The organism is Achromobacter ruhlandii (genome assembly GCF_002082135.1).
GTDB classification, from domain to species: Bacteria; Pseudomonadota; Gammaproteobacteria; order Burkholderiales; family Burkholderiaceae_B; genus Achromobacter; species Achromobacter ruhlandii.
In genome coordinates this window covers 3,517,486-3,520,707 of sequence record NZ_CP017433.1, presented here as the reverse complement: position 1 = coordinate 3,520,707, position 3,222 = coordinate 3,517,486, and the positions used below count along the sequence as shown (strand labels likewise).

At 69.1% G+C, this 3,222-nt stretch carries 4 protein-coding genes; all 4 read left to right on the top strand.

The annotated features are described in order from the left end of the window. Positions 1-7: 7 nt before the first annotated feature. Positions 8-631 (top strand): dTMP kinase, encoded by a 624-nt coding sequence (tmk, locus tag AruCF_RS15800; RefSeq protein ID WP_049074197.1) that lies wholly within the window; start codon positions 8-10, stop codon positions 629-631. Continuing rightward, the gene (gene holB / locus AruCF_RS15795) at positions 628-1,677 is read left to right on the top strand and encodes a DNA polymerase III subunit delta' (protein WP_049074195.1); all 1,050 of its coding nucleotides are present in this window, start codon (positions 628-630) and stop codon (positions 1,675-1,677) included. The genes tmk and holB overlap by 4 nt, the downstream gene beginning before the upstream one ends. Positions 1,678-1,744: 67 nt before the next feature. Further along, complete coding sequence (locus tag AruCF_RS15790; RefSeq protein ID WP_049074194.1) at positions 1,745-2,515, top strand: TatD family hydrolase; 771 nt, start codon at positions 1,745-1,747, stop codon at positions 2,513-2,515. 39 nt (positions 2,516-2,554) lie between these two features. Further along, the coding region (locus tag AruCF_RS15785) for an ankyrin repeat domain-containing protein (protein ID WP_083036803.1) at positions 2,555-3,222 on the top strand (668 nt) is incomplete at its 3' end.

The window sequence follows — 3,222 nt, the reverse complement described above, 5'->3', positions numbered from 1 at the left end:
AAGAGCAATGACCTCACGCGGACGCTTCATCACGCTGGAGGGCGTGGACGGCGCCGGCAAGAGCACGCACACGCAATGGATCGCCGAATTCCTGCGCGGCCAGGGCCTGGAAGTGGTGTCGACGCGCGAACCCGGCGGCACGCCGCTGGGCGAAAAGCTGCGCGCGCTGGTGCTGACCGATCCGATGGGCCTGGATACCGAAACACTGTTGATGTTCGCGGCCCGCTGCGAGCACCTGCACCAGGTGATCGAGCCGGCGCTGGCGCGCGGCGCCTGGGTGGTGTGCGACCGCTACACCGACGCCACCTATGCCTATCAGGGCGGGGGCCGTGGGCTGGGCGCCGCGCGCGTGGCCGCGCTGGAAACCTGGATGCAGGCGGGCCGGCCCGATCGCACCTGGCTGTTTGACGTGCCGCTGGAAGTGGCGCGCGCCCGCCTGGCCGACGCCCGCGAGCCGGATCGCTTCGAGCGCGAAGGCGCCGCTTTCTTTGAACGTACCCGCGCGGCCTACCAGGCCCGCGCCGCGGCCGAACCCGACCGCATCCGCGTGATCGATTCGACCCGGGCGATTGCCGAGATCCGGCTGGAGCTCGAAGCCGGGCTGCGCGAGCTGGTGGCGGACCGTCCATGAGCGCGCCCCAGTTCCTGCCCTGGCAGATGGAAACGGCGCGGGCCTGGCTCGGCAATCGCGAGCGTTTCGCCCATGCCTGGCTGGTGCATGGCCTGGCCGGCATCGGCAAGCTCGATTTCGCGGTGGCGGCCGCCGCCAGCCTGCTGTGCGAGACGCCGCAGGACGGCCTGGCCTGCGGGCATTGCGCCGCCTGCGCCTGGTTCGCCAGCGGCAACCACCCCGATCTGCGCCGCATCCGGCCCGAGGCCGTGGCGGTCGAGGAGGGCGCCGACGCCGCCGAGCCCCCGGAAGACGCCGAGCCGGCCGCCGGCGCCGCCAAGAAGGCGCCGTCCAAGGAAATCCGCATCGACCAGATCCGTTCGCTGGAATCCTGGTTCAACACCGCCACCCACCGTGGCGGCTGGCGCGTGGCGCTGTTGTATCCGGCGCACGCGCTGAATGTGGTGTCGGCCAACGCCTTGCTCAAGGTGCTGGAAGAGCCGCCGCCGCACACGGTGTTCCTGCTGGTGGCGGACGCGCCCGATCGCCTGCTGCCGACGCTGGTGTCGCGCTGCCGGCGGTTGCCGTTGCCGGCGCCGGACCCCGATACCGCGCTGCAATGGCTGCGCGACCAGAACGTGGAGCCCGCGCGCGAATGGCTGGCCGCCGCCGGGGGCGCGCCGCTGGCGGCGCTGCGCCTGGCGCAGCATGCGGAAACCGCATGCCCGCCCTGGCTGACGCAGTTGGTCGGCCCCTTGGCCAAGGGCCAGACGCCTGACGTGGGCACCTTGGCCGAGGCCTTGGAAAAGGCCGCGCCCGCTGAGTGGATCGACGCCCTGCAGCGCCTGTATACCGACCTGATGCTGGCCGCGGCGGGCGCGCCGGTGCGTTATTTCCCGTCGCTGGCGGCGGCCGTGGCCGAGGTGGCCGGACGCATGAACACCGCGCGCGCCGCCGAAGCCGCGCGCTGGCTCACGCGTCAGCGCGCGCTGGCCACGCATCCCCTGAACGGCAAGCTTTTCGCCCACGCGACGTTGCAGCGCGTGGTGCTATCCTGCCAGGCATAACCCGCCGCGACGCCGCCGCCCGGCCTGTCCGGCGGCGGGGGCGTCGCAGCCTCCTGATCCAAGCCTCATGTACGTCGATTCACACTGCCATTTGAACTTTCCCGAGCTGGCGGCCGACCTGCCCGCGATTCTCGAGCGGATGGCCGCCAACCAGGTGACCCACGCGCTGGTGGTCAGCGTCAACCTGCCCGAGTGGCCGGGCCTGATGTCGCTGGTCGAGCCGCAGGCCAACCTGTGGGCCTCGGTCGGGGTGCATCCCGACTACGAAGACACCCCCGATCCCGAACCCGAGGAATTGGTGCGCCTGTCGGCCCACCCGAAGGTCGTGGCGATCGGCGAGACCGGGCTGGACTACTACCGCCTGTCCGAGCCGCTGGACTGGCAGCGTGAACGTTTCCGCCGCCACATCCGCGCCGCGCGCGATACCGGGCTGCCGCTGATCGTGCACACGCGTTCGTCGGCCGAAGACACCGTGCGCATGCTGCGCGAGGAGCGCGCGGCCGAGGTCGGCGGGGTGATGCACTGTTTCACCGAGACCTGGGAAGTGGCCCAGGCCGCGCTCGACCAGAATTTCCATATCTCGCTGTCCGGCATCGTGACGTTCAAGAACGCCCACGTGGTGCACGAGGTTGCCGCCAAGGTGCCGCTGGACCGCCTGCTGATCGAGACCGATTCGCCCTACCTGGCGCCGGTGCCGTACCGGGGCAAGCTCAACGATCCGTCCAAGGTGATCCACGTGGCCGAGAAGATCGCCGAACTGAAGGGGATCAGCGTGGCCGAGGTGGCACGGGCCTCCACGGATAATTTCTTTAATCTTTTCAGTAAGATAAAGAAATAATCTAAAGTCAAATATCTAAAGTAATTTATCAGGATTGCCATGGTTGCCAGCACTGTGTTCTCCCGCCGACGACTCGCCTCGCACTGCCGTGGCGCGCTGCTGGCGCTGTGCGTCGCCGTGTCGGCGCCGGCCCTCGCCCAGGCGGCCAATCCGTCGGACTGGTGGGTCTATGTCGCCAATGACTACACCGACGAGATCAAGGACCTGCTGGCGCAGGGCGCCGACCCGAACGTGCGCTATCGCAACGGCCAGCCGGCCATCATGCGGGCGGTGGCGGACGGCGCATGGAAGGTCTTCGACGTGTTGGCGGCTCATCCTCGCACGGACGTGAACATCGAGAATCCGGCTGGCGAAACGCCCTTGATGTACCTGGCCATCGCGGGCCAGGTGGAGCGCGCCCGCGCGCTCATGGCGCGCGGCGCACAGGTCAACCGCCTGGGATGGACACCGCTGCACTACGCGGCGTCCAAGGGGCAGTTGGCCATGGCGCAATTGCTGTTGCAGAACAAGGCGATGGTGAACGCGCCGGCCCCCAATGGCGAGACGCCGCTCATGATGGCGGCGCTGTCGGGCAACAAGCCGATGGTGGACCTGCTGCTCAAGGCGGGGGCCGATGTCACCACGCTCGACACCAAGGGCCAGGACGCGGCCGACTGGGCGACGACCGGCAAGTCCACCAAGCTGGCCGCCGAACTCAAGACCCTGAT